Source organism: Hungatella sp. SL.1.14 (genome assembly GCF_024460495.1).
Lineage (GTDB): Bacteria > Bacillota > Clostridia > Lachnospirales > Lachnospiraceae > Hungatella > Hungatella hathewayi.
In genome coordinates this window covers 374,623-388,979 of record NZ_JANFYJ010000001.1, presented here as the reverse complement: position 1 = coordinate 388,979, position 14,357 = coordinate 374,623, and the positions used below count along the sequence as shown (strand labels likewise).

Annotated in this window: 13 protein-coding genes and 2 pseudogenes; 14 read left to right on the top strand and 1 reads right to left on the bottom strand. The window is 49.4% G+C overall.

Annotation, left to right across the window (positions count from 1 at the left end; all coding sequences use genetic code 11):
• Window positions 1–3 precede the first annotated feature (3 nt).
• The 14 genes and pseudogenes from NE473_RS01855 to NE473_RS01795 all read left to right on the top strand — a co-directional run bounded on the left by NE473_RS01855 (window position 4) and on the right by NE473_RS01795 (window position 13,072).
• A complete protein-coding gene (locus NE473_RS01855; protein WP_256265149.1) occupies window positions 4–1,014 on the top strand; it encodes a hypothetical protein in 1,011 nt (336 codons plus the stop codon).
• Between the two features lie 24 nt (window positions 1,015–1,038).
• Window positions 1,039–1,503 carry a hypothetical protein gene (locus NE473_RS01850; protein ID WP_256265148.1) on the top strand — a complete coding sequence of 155 codons (465 nt, stop codon included), beginning with the start codon at window positions 1,039–1,041 and terminating at the stop codon, window positions 1,501–1,503.
• Complete coding sequence (locus NE473_RS01845; protein ID WP_055648985.1) at window positions 1,500–2,156, top strand: ABC transporter ATP-binding protein; 657 nt, start codon at window positions 1,500–1,502, stop codon at window positions 2,154–2,156. Before NE473_RS01850 ends, NE473_RS01845 begins: the two co-directional genes overlap by 4 nt.
• Window positions 2,157–2,216: 60 nt before the next feature.
• Window positions 2,217–4,193 (top strand): sensor histidine kinase, encoded by a 1,977-nt coding sequence (locus tag NE473_RS01840; RefSeq protein ID WP_055648978.1) that lies wholly within the window; start codon window positions 2,217–2,219, stop codon window positions 4,191–4,193.
• Window positions 4,156–4,869, top strand: a complete 714-nt coding sequence (locus NE473_RS01835) for a response regulator transcription factor (protein ID WP_055648977.1) — start codon at window positions 4,156–4,158, stop codon at window positions 4,867–4,869. The genes NE473_RS01840 and NE473_RS01835 overlap by 38 nt, the downstream gene beginning before the upstream one ends.
• A 102-nt stretch (window positions 4,870–4,971) precedes the next feature.
• On the top strand, window positions 4,972–5,163 hold the full coding sequence (locus NE473_RS01830) for a hypothetical protein (protein ID WP_006777171.1): 192 nt from the start codon (window positions 4,972–4,974) through the stop codon (window positions 5,161–5,163).
• Between the two features lie 12 nt (window positions 5,164–5,175).
• A complete protein-coding gene (locus NE473_RS01825; protein ID WP_055648976.1) occupies window positions 5,176–6,183 on the top strand; it encodes a response regulator in 1,008 nt (335 codons plus the stop codon).
• A 204-nt stretch (window positions 6,184–6,387) separates the two neighbouring features.
• Window positions 6,388–6,561: pseudogene (locus NE473_RS32765) on the top strand (TetR/AcrR family transcriptional regulator); the annotation flags it as partial.
• A 6-nt stretch (window positions 6,562–6,567) separates the two neighbouring features.
• The gene (locus tag NE473_RS01815) at window positions 6,568–7,008 is read left to right on the top strand and encodes a TetR/AcrR family transcriptional regulator (protein WP_242866047.1); all 441 of its coding nucleotides are present in this window, start codon (window positions 6,568–6,570) and stop codon (window positions 7,006–7,008) included.
• 14 nt (window positions 7,009–7,022) lie between these two features.
• Window positions 7,023–8,714, top strand: coding sequence for a DUF3592 domain-containing protein (locus tag NE473_RS01810; protein ID WP_055648974.1), 1,692 nt, complete (start codon window positions 7,023–7,025; stop codon window positions 8,712–8,714).
• Window positions 8,715–8,790: 76 nt separating this feature from the next.
• Window positions 8,791–9,186, top strand: a pseudogene (locus NE473_RS33055) (SMI1/KNR4 family protein); the annotation flags it as partial.
• A gap of 228 nt (window positions 9,187–9,414) precedes the next feature.
• Complete coding sequence (locus tag NE473_RS01805) at window positions 9,415–10,932, top strand: DUF4240 domain-containing protein (RefSeq protein WP_172682229.1); 1,518 nt, start codon at window positions 9,415–9,417, stop codon at window positions 10,930–10,932.
• 153 nt (window positions 10,933–11,085) lie between these two features.
• Window positions 11,086–12,615 (top strand): Y-family DNA polymerase, encoded by a 1,530-nt coding sequence (locus NE473_RS01800; RefSeq protein ID WP_055648972.1) that lies wholly within the window; start codon window positions 11,086–11,088, stop codon window positions 12,613–12,615.
• Window positions 12,616–12,637: 22 nt separating this feature from the next.
• Complete coding sequence (locus NE473_RS01795; protein ID WP_006777283.1) at window positions 12,638–13,072, top strand: YolD-like family protein; 435 nt, start codon at window positions 12,638–12,640, stop codon at window positions 13,070–13,072.
• Window positions 13,073–13,146: 74 nt separating this feature from the next.
• Here NE473_RS01795 and NE473_RS01790 read toward each other — a convergent pair whose 3' ends face one another.
• A complete protein-coding gene (locus NE473_RS01790; protein ID WP_022031193.1) occupies window positions 13,147–14,352 on the bottom strand; it encodes a glycine C-acetyltransferase in 1,206 nt (401 codons plus the stop codon).
• Between the last annotated feature and the right edge of the window lie 5 nt (window positions 14,353–14,357).

Genomic DNA, 14,357 nt, shown 5'->3' with positions numbered 1-14,357 from the left:
CCTATGATGCGCCGTGTATGGGAGAAGGCTGGCCTGGGTAAATTTTTCCTGCTTTTTGTCTTATCCCTTCTGTTTGGGCTGAGTGAGAGGGTGAGTACACAAGTCACCCTTCCGGTTCATTTACTGGCAGTCCTGAACGACCAATACTATTACACTTTCGCTGTGCTGCCTGTTTTCCTGCTTCTCTGTACCAGTGTGATGGAGGATGACACGCCTTTCGTGCTGGTGCGGTACGGGACCTTTGGGCGGTACTTTTTTCACAAATATCGGGCGCTGTTAATGATTGCAGCATTGTTGTGGCTTGGGCAGATGACTGCGATTCTGATCACCGGTCTGGGGCTTCCCATCGCCGGAAGATGGCCGGGAACGTCGGGAGGCCAGTGGCGGGAGGTATTTACGCTGCTGCAGGGAATCTTTCCATCACCGTGGTCCGCAATCCTTTGCTGTGCCGGACAAACGCTTCTGGGGTACGGTCTGATTGCGCTGACAGCCCTTTGTCTGGGCCATTTTTGCAGCCGCTCCCTGGCGGTCAGACTGCTCATGGCGCTGTATTTGTTCGCGGTACTCTGGATCCAGCTGCCGGTTATGTCCCGTCCGCCTTTTGTATTTTTAACCGGATTCAATCATTGGGTTTTTCTGCTTCACAATCTGGCCTCTCCCTGGCGCTTTCCGCTGACTGCTGTGACGACGGCGGGTCTGGCGGCAGGAATGGTGTGGCTCGTCACCCAAAGATGGCAGTGGTGGCATTCGGCTTCTAAGCACGGTGGGAAGGGGCTGGCTTCCTGTTACCGCAGGATCCTGTTTACCAGGAAAAATGGGCTGCTTCTGATTGGCCTGATTCTCCTTATGACGGTCTGGACCTGGATTTCCGGAGGAGCGCCGGAAGAGGGCACGGATTGGCTGGTCCGTCTGTTTGCAGGACATGGCACCGGATATTTTTATCCGATGGGGCTTTTCATGCTGCTGACTATGGATATACTTCCTCTGTGGCCCCTGGGGGTATTCTGCAGTTAGGCCGTGGGGGAACGTTCTGTTTTTTTGACAGTCCGCCTGCGGCGGAGAACTGAACTTCTGAAGGCGCTTCTTTCTACCGGGTTTCTCTGGATTTTTCTGTATGGCTGCCTGCTGGCTCTTGCGGCTGTTATCCCTCCGCTTCTGCAGGGATTTTCTCCGGATATGGGCCTGACTGCAGCCGTAGTAGGGCTGAAACTTTTGGATATTGCATTTCAATTCCTAATAATCCTGTCCGTCCTCTGTGTGACGGGGCAGGTGACGGCAGGATTTTCGGCCGTTCTGCTGCTGCATTTCCTTTGTCTGCTGCCCATTTCGTGGCTCCCGGCAGGAATTTCCAGTCTGGCGCGGCTGAAGCTTCCGCAGACAGGAGGAACCATCCCGGCCGCAGCCGCGGCTGTATTACTGGCGGCCCTTTCCCTGGTCCTGATCCTCTGGCTTTCCATCCGGGGCATCAGGCGGCTGTTTAATCATGAAGGAGGTAACATATGAAACCTATTATTTCTTTAGATCAAGTGAGCAAAAGTTTTTCCGGACGGCGAGTTCTGTCTGATGTCTCCCTGGATGTCGAAAAAGGGAGCACTGTTGGCATCGTTGGAGCCAATGGGAGCGGAAAGTCGGTCCTGTTCAATATTATCTGCGGCTTTCTGCCCCCGGACAGCGGACAGGTTTATGTGAGAGGGCAGGCTCTGGGAAAGGGCCGAGATTTTCCGGAAAACGTGGGAGTGCTGATAAACTCCCCCGGTTTCATCGGTCTCAATACCGGATTGCAGAATTTGCGGTATCTGGCGGGGATCCGCGGCGTGGCAGGTGAAAAAGAAATTCGTTCTGCCATGCAAAAGACAGGGCTCGACCCGGAGGATAAAACAAAGGTAGAACATTACTCCATGGGCATGAAACAAAAGCTGGGCATCGCACAGGCCATAATGGAAGATCAGGATATCCTGATTTTGGATGAGCCGTTTAACGCCCTCGATTATAAGACCTATAATGACACAAAAGAGATCATCCGAATCCTCCAGGCAGAGGGACGGACCATTTTAATGACCTCCCACAATTACGATGATCTGAAAACGCTTTGCACCCATATCTATGCCATAAACGAGGGAAAACTGGAATTTCCAGGGATCACAGGCCGAAATTAGTTTATATCCCTGTAATTTTCTGGTATAATCAATTCCAAACGATAGCAGGGGGGCGGTGAAATGTCAGAGAAAAAAGAAAGATGGATACTTGCCGCTGTTTTACCGCTGATTGTAATCCTGCTGCTGGCAGTGTGGGGAGCCAAGCCCCGTACCGATGAAATGATAATCGAAACCTCGGCAAATGGATTTTGGGATTTATCTGAGACCGGTATCAGGCAGAAGGCTGTGAGGCTTACCGGTGCTGTGGAGTATGTAGCAGATGCCCTTCTGACTCCGCAAGAGTTTTCAGAGCGTCCGGACATTCATGTGGGTCAGCCGGGAAGTGAAACCCAGTATGCCACCAGCCGAATGCATCTGACAGTCCCTCAGGGCAGTTACCTTATCTGTGGCTACAGCGTGGACTTTGCCAGCCGCATGTATGTGAACGGTGAATTGATTTTTGAAGCAGGAATTCCGGGGAACAGCCGGGAGACTACCACACCCGGAGTAAAATTCTATCTGCTTCCGGTGTCTCCTGACGCAAATGGCGAGCTGGTCATTGTCCAGCAGGCAGCTAACTTCACGCACAAGGACGGCGGCACCTATGGCTCTTTTTTTATAGGCCCTCCAGAGCAGATGAATCAATACGTTTTCCGGGATCTCTGGCCGGAAGCGGTGCTCATGGGCGGCTATCTGGTGCTGTTTGCAGTCCATCTGATCCTCTATCTGCTGATGCGGGGATACAGGCCGAATCTGTTGTTTGCCTTATTCTGTCTGACCTGGTTTATCCGTACTGGAGTCACCGGCCAGCGCATGCTGGAGGTGATGGTTCCGGGTCTGCCGTGGACGGTGATGTTCCGTCTGGAGTACTTAACAATGCCGATCAGCGGGATCCTGCTGGTGTGGCTTTTATACCTTCTTTTTCCCGGCGTACTGCCAAAATGGTTTCCTCCTGCTGCCAGTTTTTTGTGCGGGGGATTTGCTGCCGTGGATCTATTCGGTTCCACCCTGCTGATATCCCACACAATGGTATGGCGCGTCGCGATATTGGGAGTGATCGGACTGTTCTTCTTTGCCCGGCTTCTCCTTCGCTGGCAGCGGCCAGACACCGGGCAGCTTGCCGTGCTTTTGGGCTTTGGTTTCCTGTTGTTTGCGGCGCTGTGGGATATGCTGTATCACCGGGACATTTATCTGCTGCCGGCCCTTCGCTTCGCTATTTCTGAAATGGCAATGGCGGTGTTCGTCCTGTATTCTATGACTGCCCTTTTCCTTGCTACGATGCGGGAGGTAAAACGGGCCAGGGAGAGTGAGGCGCGCATTGCGGCTGAAAAGGAAATGCTGGCGGAGATGAACCGCATGAAGAACCAGTTCTACACGGATATGTCCCATGAGATGAAAACCCCTCTGACGGTCATTTCGGTCAATGCCCAGTTTGCTGCCCAGAGTATCAGGTCGGGTGCGATAGATGAGGAAACCGTGACGGATTTAACTGCCATCTCAACCGAGGCCAGGCGGCTGGCTCAGATGGTGACGAGCCTTGTGGGGCTTGGCCGTATGCAGGGGACAGATTCCGGGAGCCGGCTCTTGGCCCTGGATTCCCTGGTGGCGGAGACGGTGCGTATCTATCAGTCCATGTTTGCACGTCAGGGGAATACTTTGACAGAAGATACAGAGCCGGGCCTGCCTTTCGTAGAAGGCAGTGCCGACCAGCTTGTGCAGGTGCTGATTAATCTGCTCAGTAACGCGAACCGTCATACCAGGAACGGCTCAGTCCTGGTCCGGGCAAAAGCCCTGGAAAACCGGGTGCTGGTGAGTGTCACCGATAATGGGGACGGTATCAGCCCGGAGCTGCTGCCGCACGTATTTGAACGGTTCCAGCGGGGAGATTCAGGAGGCTCCGGGCTGGGGCTTACCATCTGCAAGGCAATCATTGAGGAACACGGCGGTAAGATCGGCGTTAAGAGTGAGGAAGGCAAAGGAACTGAGATCTGGTTTACATTGCCGGTGAAGGAGGCAGAGCATGAACAGGACGGGAATAATCCTCCTGGTAGAGGATGATAAAAATATCCAGCGGATCAACCGCCGGATTCTGGAACGAGAAGGGTTTCAGGTTTTATGTGCCGGCACACTTTCTGAAGCCAGGGAGCTGCTTCAGACACATACGCCTGATGTGCTGGTACTGGACATCATGCTGCCTGACGGCAGCGGTCTTTCCTTCTGCGAAAAAATCCGTCCCACTACTTCCGCGCCAGTGCTGTTCCTGACTGCGCTGGACGAAAAGAGTGAAATCATCGAGGGGCTGGTGGCCGGCGGCAATGATTACATTACTAAGCCTTACGACGTAGACGAATTTGTGGCCCGTGTCAAGGCCCAGCTCCGTTTTGTAGAGATAACCAGGCGGGAGATGGAGCAGACAAAGATATTGAAGCGTGACCCCCTGGTACTGGATACCGTGGCCCTCAGAGCGTTTTTAAACGGACAGGATATGCTGCTTACCGCACGGGAGTTCAGCGTCCTTTTGTACTTGCTGAGACATGAGGGCAGTACCCTCCCGGCTGCGAAAATCTATGAGGAGATATGGAAACAGCCCATGTCCGGAAATTCCAGTGCCCTTTGGAAATGTATGTCGAGGCTTAAAAATAAACTGGCGGTTTCTAATGGGAAGGTTTCCCTGATGAATTTTCGGAATGAGGGTTATCTATTGGAGATTGTAGAGGACAGCCCGGTAAAATAATGGCAGCGATATGAATGGTAAAAACATGAACCTGACAATTTAGTCAGTTTCGCGTTTTTACCGTTTTTTTTTGCTATTCTATAACAAAGGAGGAAGGGGCATATGAAAAAGAATCAACCAGTAACGTTTGAGGTGAGCATAGAGGAATACAATAATCATACGTGGCAGGGAACTGTGAGAATGAACGGGCAGACAATTCCATTTCAAAGTGATTTGGATCTGCTGCTGCTGATCAACCGACTGGTGAATGAACCGTGTGAAAAAACTTTCCATAAAACTTCTGCACAAAGATAGGAGGAGCCACAGATGGAACTCCATGCAGGCAGCGCCGGCTGTCCCCCACATCTGCATTATCAGGAAAGCGCCGCGCGCAACGAGCAGTTTGTTGGGGAGTGCTTAAAGAAAATCAGAGCGGCCCCGGACGCGGAGGAAGGGCTGCGCCGCCTTCTGCGCTTTTTAGGGGAACGGCTGGAATGTGACCGGGTATATGTATTTGAGGAAATGGACCGGCAGCATATCCGCAATACTTATGAATGGTGTACTCCCGGCATGTCGTCCGGTATTGAAGAACTGCCATATGTCGCAAAAAAGGACCTGCTTCCCTGGTATGGGCAGCTGACGGCAGGCGAAAACATCATCGAACCGAAAGTGGAAACACTGCGGCAAAGGGATCCGCTGATTTATGAATTTTTGCAGCCCCAGAAAATCCACTCCATCATTTTAAGCCCCCTGCTGTCCCAGGGTAAGATGTACGGTTTTTTAGGCGCGGACAATCCCCCGCCGGAGAAAATGGAACATATCTCGGTAGTGTTCGATGTGCTGGCGTATTTCGTCTGTTCCCTGGTCAGTCAGCGGGAACTGGCGAGGCTCAGGGAGCGGCATGTACCCCTGCAAAAGCCAGGGGCTGCCGCACGGTACACGGGAAAAACAGTCCTTTTGGTGGATGACAGTCCGGAGCTGCTGCACCTAAACGAGCGTGTCCTGCGCCCCGAGGGGTACTCCCTTTTTTGTGCGGGGACACTGGGGGAAGCCAGGGCGGTCTTAGATCAGACGGCACCGGATGCCATTGTCCTGGACATCGACCTGCCGGACGGAAACGGACTGGACTTCTGCCGGGAGCTGCGCGCTGCGGCCAATATCCCGGTGGTGTTCCTGACCGCACATTCTGATGCACAGACCGTGCAGAAGGGCGCGGAGGCCGGGAGCTGTGCATTCCTGACAAAGCCCTACCAGATGGAGGAATTGCAGAAAGCCGTGGCTGAGGCAGTGGGAGAAAAAACGGACAGGAAAAGAGACGGAGCCAGAATAACTTAATCGCTCAACATAACAAAAAACTGGAAAGCGGCCGGCTGCCATTGGGTAGCGGCCGCTTTTCCTTTCGAAGCAAACAAGTTACCGGGAAAAACCTGTATTTATCTGATTTTTAAGCAAATATTGTTGTATGAATGATACTTTTGGTTTATTATATAAATACCACTTTTTATTTTTGTATTTTAAATATAGAGGAAGGGGAGAGGAATGTCCAGAAAAGCATATACCGAACAGGAACGAAAACAAATCAAAGAAGCCCTTTTCGTCACAATGCTCCAATGCATTAACGAGAGAGGAATTATCCATAGCAGCATAGAATTTATATGCAGGAAAGTGGGTATTTCAAAATCCTACTTTTACAGTTTCTTTTCCTCTAAGGAGGAACTTGTGCTTTGTGCCCTGCAGTACCAGCAGCCTAAAATTCTGTATTATGCCCAGACTCTGATGGATGATCCGACACTCAACTGGCGCGAAGGCGTTGAGGAGTTTCTGAAAAGCTGCTGCTATGGCAGCAGAAGTGGGATCGCGGTCCTTTCTATAGAAGAGGCACAAAAAGTGTATCACTGTCTGAACCCGGAAAACTTTCAGGTATTCCGGCAGAGCCAGATCGCTTTATCCCGCAGTCTTATGAATATTTTTGGCATTTCTGTTCAAGTCTTTGATCCCAGACTGTTTGGAAATCTGATTTTGACAATGATTATGGTTCACAAGGCAATCCCGGATACCATGCCGTTTCTTTTCCCTGAAACTGCGGAGAATATGGTGGAGTTTCAAATCGATGCCCTGATTCATAAAATGGAGCAGGCAAGGGATTCGAAGGTTACTTAAGGAGGAGCGATTCTATGATGTACTACAAGCAGACACAAAATGACAGCGTCCGGATGCTGATGGAGGTTCTGGAAATGGAGGCGCAGGAGAATCCAGTCTGGACATTGCAGAACCTTTTTATACTTTGCCTGGATAGTTCATTTATGGATGACAATCCCCAAAACTCAGATTACTATGACAGCACCTATCTGATCCTGGCGGAGCTGTATTTGGAATTTAAACAGTATGACCAGATGGCTGATGTACCGGCGTTCTTGAGAAGCGTACGCTCCTTCACAATGGATGAAGAGTCCAAACAGGAAATGATTGCCGTTCTCACAGACCTTGTGTCCGATATAATCGATGACCGGGCCAGAGTGCTGACTGTGCAGTGGGAGAGGGAAGGAACACTGAGGGATTGGCAGCCGCATATTGAAGAACTGGTATCTGCAATCATGGAAACAGTTCCTGAGCAGCCCTCAGTCAATCCGGACACTGCAAATGAGTTGGAAGTTAAGTTCCAAAAGAAACGAAGTAAAAAAAAGACAGCTTTATTTTTTGCAGGCTCCCTCCTGTTTACATGGCTGTCACTTTACATCTTGCTGTACGGGGCAGGGGTTACCTGGCATGCTGTCAATCTTCGCGTAAACGGAATCAAAACCACCGCAGAAGTCATCCAGATTGCCAGCGAGATGCGTCCGGGGAAAGACCGTGGTATCGGGGAACCGATTTTTTATTCCTATTTTGAAGTGGTAAACTTCACCACGAAAAGCGGAAGTGAGGTTCAGTCTCGTTTAGATGTAAAAGGAGAATCAGAAGACCACTATGCCATCGGCGATGAAGTTGAAATTTACTATAATCCGGAAGCTCCGGCACAGATCATGGATGCCGGCTCTCATGCCCGTCTGATAAAAGGGATTGCGGCGATTGCAGTAGGTCTGTTTATTTTTATCGTAATTGCGGTTATGAACAAGGGGCTTTTTGCCTCTATGGGTTCTCTGGGCTGGATTGCGTCCATTGGCATCAAAGCCGTACTTTTCCTGCTGGCGCTTTACCTGCTGGCAGATCAAAATCTCTATACCCTGTACCGCTGCTTTCCAGCCGTGGATGAGGAAGCCTGCGTCAATTCTGATGGTGTAATGGTGCGGCGTAATGATGGGAAGCCATTTTCCGGAAGAATGAAGTCCCGCACGGATCAGAACCTGTCGGTGTATTCCTATAAAAATGGCCAGCTTGACGGCCTTGATGTGGTTTATTACGATGGGATTGTGAAGGAAACAGGCTGCTGGAAAGAAGGGAAACAGAACGGACTGTTCCGGCTTTACACGCCTTCCGGTATTTTGGTCGACTATGCAAATTTTGAAAATGGAGAGCGGCATGGACTGACACGCCAGTTTGATCCTGAAACCGGAGGAATTACGGCTGAAGGCAGATATAACAACGGTCAGCTGGACGGAACGTGGATACAGTATTATCCGGATGGCAGGACAGCTGCAATAGAGCAGACCTATCAAAACGGTATATTGAATGGGTCTGCCAGACAGTATTATGAGAACGGTCAGCTTCAGATTGATATGAGTTATTCTGACGGTGTACCAAGCGGCCCTTATAAGTTCTATTACCCGAATGGACAGATCGCCGTTGACGGAGTTTTGGAAAACGGTTCTTACAGAAGTGATACAAAAATGTATGACGAAGATGGAATCTCCATAACAGAAATTCCATAACAGAAATACCGGATGCCGACAGACCGTTTTAAGTGAAAGGAGTGCAGCAGTATGTACGAACCTTTATCCCTCAGCAATGCGCTTGAAGCGCATTTTTCCAACCATACGGCGGGGAATTTCCGCTCATCGTATTTTAAACGCCGAAAACCGGCTGCATATTAAATTGCCGGCTATACTGCGAGACTACTACATACAAAATGGAGCCGTGCCGCTGAGTTTTAGTTTAAACAGGGTTTATCCACCTGAAAACCTGGATTTTTCTTATGACATGATTCGCGATGATTGGCAGGAGGAAGGATATGAAGGTGTCCCTGACTTCCAGGGCATACCTGATATTTTGGTTTTCTGGTCAGAAAACCAGGGCGTTTGGGCTGCAGGCATTTGCAGGGAGGACTTATCACAAACGGATCCTCCCGTCTACATGAGCGACGAGGATTTATACACCTGGAAGCCCAGCGGCAAAACTCTTTCTGAGTTTCTCGCACATAACCTTTGCTGGAATTTAAACGATTGCAAAGAATTAGCTGTAAAAGAAATGTCTGTTGAGCAGCGAAACAATCGGTTCTATCCCCAAACCGGTTTTTATGCGGCCGGTGAAGCCCATACGGTTTACGCTGCTGACTTTGATCATACAGATCAGCTGGTATACCTGGCCTCGGTATCTCCGGCCGTATTAGAACCTCCTGTTTGGGAGGGAGCAATGACGGTAGAAAAATTTTGGAGAATAATCGAACTGGCAAAGGAGGCCGAAAGCAGCGAAACGGCAGAACAGGTGACAGATTTTCTACATACCCTTCCTTTGACAAGCCTGCTGCAGTGGAAGTGGATATTTGATGAGTATTTTGTATTGGCGGACAAGAATGGGCTGTGGGCGGCAGCGTTCCTTATCAATGAGGGGTGCGGAGACGATAGCTTTGCCTATTTCAGAGGGTGGCTTATCACACAGGGCCGGATGATTTATCATAAAGCGCTTGCTGACCCGGACTTCCTTGCAAACGTTTGGATAGATAAATGGAACGCTCAAAATGAGAAAATACTTTCCGCAGCCCGCAGCTCTGCCGTATTGGAATGGTATCGATCCAAAGAATGGACAGACTGGTTAAAAAAACAGCCGGATTTGTCAGCTGATGTACAGGAAAGTCTAAATGCTCTGGAAAAAGCGCAAAAAAGCGTTGAAGATGCAGAACAGGATACTGGCGAACCGGGATGTATCGAAGAACTGTTGAATCGCCATATGACTGCAATCAATACTATCGGCATAAAAGTCATAGGTCCCGCATTTGACAGGATGATGGAGGAGGTCTCATTCCAGGGTGAAGCAAGAAAACTGTCAGATGAAATCAGAAGGGGAATTCATTATTCGCCTGATATTGACAGACCATGGGATGAGAATGATGACGTTACATTAGCGCGGCTTCTTCCGAAGCTTTGGGAAATTTATGGAGATGATGAAAAACCGGACCATGATGCACCGCCGGAACTCGTCAGATTAATCAAACAGGGAAACCACTATTTGGAGCAGGAAAATCATACCGTGGCATTTGAAACGTTTTTACAGGCGAAAGAGAAGTACCCACAGTTTCCGGACGGCCATTTTGGGGCGGCCTTTTCACTGCAGCTTATGCAGCAAAATTCAGAGGCAGTTTCCCATTATCAACGGGCTTTTCAGAGGATTGAGGCTGGCTGCCGGATCGTGACTGGCGCTGTCTATGACTACCAGCGACGCCCTAATTATTATTATGGCTGCTGTCTTTATGATGCCGGAAGAATTGATGAAGCGATCGAAGCTCTTTTAAACGGGAAGAAGCAAAAGGAATTATATGCAAGCGATACAGACTGTCTTGCGGGGATATTTTTTCTGGAAAAGGGTGACTATCAACAGGCAGCAGCACACTTTGAAGAAAGTCTGAAGCGATTCTATACAACTGATAAGTCAGCATTTTCCAATTACAGCCCCTGTGATTCCTGGAATCATTGGGGGAACGTCTGTATGCTGATGGAACAATACCCCATTGCTCTGCGCAACCATATCAACGCCCTGGATTTTGACCCGGAATTGTGGAGCGCATGGAAGATGGCAGGACTTGCCCTTCAAATGCTTGGCCAGGAATCACTGGGCAGTGAATTCCTCGCTGTCAGTGAGCTGCAGGATCCTTCAAATGGAAAGGTTCTTTTAGAACGGTCAAAGATAATTCTGAAGCGTTTGTGGGAGAAATAAATATACATTTGAAAAGTTTGCTGGGATAAGGGAAACTATATGCTTTTTAGCGTTTTTCCTTTACATTCCATCCTGTTTACACTGGATTTTCTTTTCAAACTATGGTATTCTATTAATATATAGAACATATGTTTGCATTGGAGGCGGCTGTCAATGAAATCGCAGGATCGAATTTATGCGGCTATCGATTTAAAGTCATTCTATGCTTCCGTGGAATGTGTGGAACGGGGCCTGGACCCGCTTTATACAAATCTTGTTGTGGCAGATGCGAGCCGGACGAATAAGACAATCTGTCTTGCGGTTTCCCCGACACTCAAATCCTACGGCATTCCCGGACGGGCCAGATTGTTTGAGGTAGTTCAGAAGGTAAAGGAAGTAAATACAGAACGAAAGCAAAAGGCACCGGGCTGCCGCTTTTCCGGCTCTTCAGCGGATGACCGGGAACTGAGATCGAATCCGGCTCTTTCCGCCGGCTATCTGACAGCTCCGCCCCGCATGGCATTGTATATGGAATACAGTACGAGGATTTATCATATCTATCTGCGTTATATTGCTCCGGAAGATATCCATGTGTATTCCATTGATGAGGTTTTTATGGATGTGACCGACTACCTTCAGACCTACAGGCTTTCTGCCCCGGAACTGGTAAGAAAGATCATCATGGACGTACTGCAGGAGACCGGGATCACAGCCACGGCGGGGATTGGCACGAATTTATATTTAAGTAAGGTTGCCATGGATATCGTAGCCAAGCATATCGTACCGGATGAGAATGGTGTGAGAATCGCACAGCTGGATGAGAATACCTACCGCCGTATTCTGTGGACACACAGGCCTCTTACCGATTTTTGGCGGGTGGGACGCGGCTACGCCAGAAAGCTGGAAGAAAACGGCTTATACACCATGGGAGATATTGCCAGATGTTCCCTGGGAAAGCCATCGGATTACCATAATGAGGAGCTGCTCTATAAGCTGTTTGGCATCAACGCGGAACTGCTCATGGATCATGCCTGGGGCTGGGAACCGTGTACCATGGCGGACGTAAAGGCATATAAGCCGGAGACAAACAGCACAGGCTCCGGTCAGGTACTGCAGTGTCCTTATGAGAGCGGGAAAGCGAGGCTGATTGTCCGGGAGATGACGGATCAGCTGGTACTGGATCTGGTGGATAAGGGACTTGTGACGGATCAGCTGGTGCTGACTGTAGGCTATGACATAGAGAACCTGAAAAAACCGGAAATCAGGAAAAAATACAAGGGGCCTGTCACTACAGACCATTATGGACGCAGTGTTCCAAAGCATGCTCACGGAACGATAAACCTTGAACGGCGGACATCTTCCACAAAATTGATCATGGCTGCCGTGATGACGCTTTTTGACAGGATCATCGATAAGAATCTGCTGGTCCGCAGGATATATATTACAGCGAACCATGTGGTGGAGGAAAGAAGCGCTGCCCAACAGGAATGCTTTGAGCAGATGGATCTGTTTACGGATTATACACTTCTGCAGAAGCAGAGAGAACAGGAAGAACAGGCGCTGGAACGGGAGAAGCATCTGCAGAAAGCAGTACTGGATATAAAAAAGAAATTCGGAAAAAATGCTCTTTTAAAAGGAATGAATCTGGAAGAGGGTGCAATGACCGTGGAACGCAACCACCAGATTGGCGGGCATAAGGCATAATTTCACAGGAGGTGTCATATCGATGCAGAATCAAATGAACGACCCCCACCGTTATGACGATATTATTCATTTACCCCATCACGTATCCGCAGTGCATCCTCCCATGGATGTTGCTGACCGTGCGGCCCAGTTTTCACCGTTTGCCGCCCTGACCGGTCACGACGCAGCCATTCATGAAGCTGCGCGGCTTACGGATCAGAAGATGGAGCTGGACGAAAACAGAAAAGAGATTTTAAATGAGAAAATAAACGTGCTGATTGGAAAATTAAGGGAACACCCCGCCGTAACGATTACCCGTTTTGTTCCGGATGATAAAAAAGATGGCGGTTACTATACTTCCATCAATGGAATGATCAGGAAAATAGATGAGTATGAAGGCATGATTGTTCTGATGGATGAAACCAGAATTCCTCTTGACGATGTGATCGAGATCGAGGGTGATGTATTTATTCTTTGAGAGAAGGAACAGGAAGTGATCTCTTCGAATCACTTCCTGTCTCTCCCTTTATTCTTACGGCTGTAAACGGATCATCAGCCTTCATTGAGGCCCATTTCTTCCCGAACCTCCCTGAAACATTTTATAATAAAGTCAATGTCTTCTTTTGTATGGCTGGCACATACCTGAGTGCGGATTCTTGCCTTTCCCTTTGGCACAACGGGGAAGGAGAAGGCAACGACATAGACACCCTTTGCCATCATTCTTTTTGCAAATTCTCCGGCCAGTTTTTCATCGTACAGCATGACAGGCACGCAGGGATGGGTTCCCGGAATGATATCAAATCCATTGTCGGTCAGCTGTTTTCTGTAATATGCAGTGGTTTCCTCCAGATGATCGCGCAGCTTTGTACTCTCCTCCAGCATATCAAACAGCTCCAGGCTGGCGCCGACGATCGCGGGAGCCAGGGTATTGGAGAACAGGTATGGACGGCTTCTCTGGCGCAGGAGATCAATGATTTCTCTGCGTCCGGAGGTGTATCCGCCCGACGCTCCGCCAAGAGCCTTGCCAAGCGTACCGGTGATGATATCCACGCGGCCTTCCACGCCGTTGTATTCCGCCGTTCCGCGGCCGTGCTTTCCGATAAAGCCCACTGCATGGCTGTCATCCACCATGACCAGCGCATGATACTGGTCTGCCAGATCACAGACACCCTTTAAGTTGCAGATGATCCCATCCATGGAGAACACTCCGTCGGTGGCGATCAGTTTGATTCTTGCTCCGGCAGCATCGGCCTCTTTCAGTTTGCTTTCCAGATCAGTCATGTCGTTATTCTTATAACGATATCGTTTGGCTTTGCAGAGACGAACTCCATCAATGATGGAGGCGTGGTTTAACTCGTCGCTGATCACTGCGTCATTCTCTGAGAGAATCGTCTCGAACAGGCCGCCGTTGGCATCGAAGCAGGAGGAGTAAAGGATGGTGTCATCCGTTCCGAGAAAGTTGGAAATCTTTGCTTCCAGTTCTTTATGAATGTCCTGGGTTCCACAGATGAAACGGACGGAAGCCATGCCGTATCCCCTGTTATCATAAGTTCTCTTTGCAGCATCGATCAGCCTCTGGCTGTCGCCAAGACCGAGATAGTTATTGGCGCACATATTGATGACTTCCCGGCCATCCTCCAGCTTCACGCGGGCTCCCTGAGCGGAAGCAATCGGCGCTTCCCCCTTAAATAAGCCGGCTTCTTTGATATCCTCTACTTCTTTTGCATAAATGCTTAAAATATCATTTTTGCGTTCCATTTTTA

Excerpts from the sequence above, each read along its gene's own strand:
- NE473_RS01845 (WP_055648985.1), top strand. The coding sequence starts at position 1,500 with ATGAAACCTATTATTTCTTTAGATCAAGTGAGCAAAAGTTTTTCCGGA.
- NE473_RS01795 (WP_006777283.1), top strand. The coding sequence starts at position 12,638 with ATGCAGAATCAAATGAACGACCCCCACCGTTATGACGATATTATTCAT.
- NE473_RS01840 (WP_055648978.1), top strand. The coding sequence starts at position 2,217 with ATGTCAGAGAAAAAAGAAAGATGGATACTTGCCGCTGTTTTACCGCTG.
- NE473_RS01805 (WP_172682229.1), top strand. The coding sequence starts at position 9,415 with ATGACGGTAGAAAAATTTTGGAGAATAATCGAACTGGCAAAGGAGGCC.
- NE473_RS01790 (WP_022031193.1), bottom strand. The coding sequence starts at position 14,352 with ATGGAACGCAAAAATGATATTTTAAGCATTTATGCAAAAGAAGTAGAG.
- NE473_RS01830 (WP_006777171.1), top strand. The coding sequence starts at position 4,972 with ATGAAAAAGAATCAACCAGTAACGTTTGAGGTGAGCATAGAGGAATAC.
- NE473_RS01810 (WP_055648974.1), top strand. The coding sequence starts at position 7,023 with ATGATGTACTACAAGCAGACACAAAATGACAGCGTCCGGATGCTGATG.
- NE473_RS01835 (WP_055648977.1), top strand. The coding sequence starts at position 4,156 with ATGAACAGGACGGGAATAATCCTCCTGGTAGAGGATGATAAAAATATC.
- NE473_RS01855 (WP_256265149.1), top strand. The coding sequence starts at position 4 with ATGATGCGCCGTGTATGGGAGAAGGCTGGCCTGGGTAAATTTTTCCTG.
- NE473_RS01825 (WP_055648976.1), top strand. The coding sequence starts at position 5,176 with ATGGAACTCCATGCAGGCAGCGCCGGCTGTCCCCCACATCTGCATTAT.
- NE473_RS01800 (WP_055648972.1), top strand. The coding sequence starts at position 11,086 with ATGAAATCGCAGGATCGAATTTATGCGGCTATCGATTTAAAGTCATTC.